At 64.5% G+C, this 1,350-nt stretch carries 1 protein-coding gene; it reads right to left on the reverse strand.

Annotated features, from left to right (window positions below; translation table 11 throughout):
* A partial coding sequence (locus BLU85_RS30095; RefSeq protein WP_139212832.1) for an AMP-binding protein occupies window positions 1-1,350 on the reverse strand: 1,350 nt, incomplete at both ends.

A 1,350-nucleotide genomic window follows, 5' to 3' on the forward strand; every position in this document is an offset into this window, starting at 1 on the left:
GCGCTGTCCTCGATCATGAAGGCCAGGCGCTCCAGGGGGTAGGCCGGGTCCAGCGGTACATAGCCGGCGCCCGCCTTGAGGATGCCCAACAGGCCGACGATCATGTCCAGACCACGCTCGACACAGATCGCCACCCGCTCATCCGGGCGAATACCCAGTGACAACAGGCGATGAGCAAGCCGGTTGGCCCGGGCGTTGAGTTCACCGTAGGTCAGCGTCCGGCTCTCGAACACCACCGCCACTGCGTCGGGCTGAGCCACGGCGCAGGCTTCGAATTGCCCGTGGATCAGCGTGTCATGGGCGTACGTCTGCGGCGAGGCGTTCCAGGTGTCCAGCAACTGGCGACGCTCCGTCGGCGGTAACACCGCCAGGCTTTGCACCGGCTGGCGCGGTGCATGTTCCAGTGCATCGAAGAGACTGCGCAGCGCAACGTGCATGTAGTCACAGATGCGTTGTGCCCCGATCCGCGCCTCGACCAGTGCCGTCAGGCTGAAGCCGTCCCCGAGGTCATCGACGTTCATTGTCAGCGGGTAGTTGGTACGTTCTTCGCTGGACAGCATCTGCATGCCGTTCCAGGCCGACAACAACGCATCCGTCACCTCGATCGAGCTGTGCCGGTAATTGAGCAACGCGCTGAACAGCGGTGTCGACGAAGCCACGCTGCTGCAGCGCTGGGCCAGGGCCAGGGAGGCATGCTCATGGGCCAGCATCGCGGTCAGCCGTGCGTGGGTCATCTTCACCGCATCACGCACACTTTGCTCGCCCACCGAAACGCATATCGGCAAGGTGTTGATGAACATCCCCAGCGCTCGATCAGCACCGTCGCCACCCTGCATGCGGCCTAACAGAACCGTGCCGAACACCACGTTCTCCTGACCGGATGCCAGGGCCATGACCCGGCCCCATGCTAAGTGAATCAGGCTCGCGGCACTCACGCCCAGGCGCCGGGCCTGACTGCGCAGCCCCAGGCTCAAAGCCTCATCGACTGCAACCGTCACTTCTTCGATGCCACGCCCGTCCCCCTGGACCTGTGCCAGTCCGAACGCCAGCGTCGGCTCATCGATCCCGCCGAGCATCTGGCGGAAAAATGCTTCGTGTTCCGCCTCGCTCGTTCCCAGACGTGCCTGGGCCACATAGTTGCGATAAGGCACCGGATCGACCAGTTGTCCGGCCTCGCCCATCAGGTGCGCCTGCATTTCCTGCTGCACGACCTCCAGGGCGGTATGGTCCAGCGCCATGTGGTGGAACAGCAGGATCGCCACCCAGCGGGCCTGGGCCTCATCCTGGGCGTAGACCAACTGCAGCATCGGCGCACGGCGCAGGTCCAGGCGGTAGTGGCGCGCATCGAAG

It is taken from the genome of Pseudomonas sp. NFACC14 (assembly GCF_900106885.1).
GTDB lineage: Bacteria > Pseudomonadota > Gammaproteobacteria > Pseudomonadales > Pseudomonadaceae > Aquipseudomonas > Aquipseudomonas fluorescens_AA.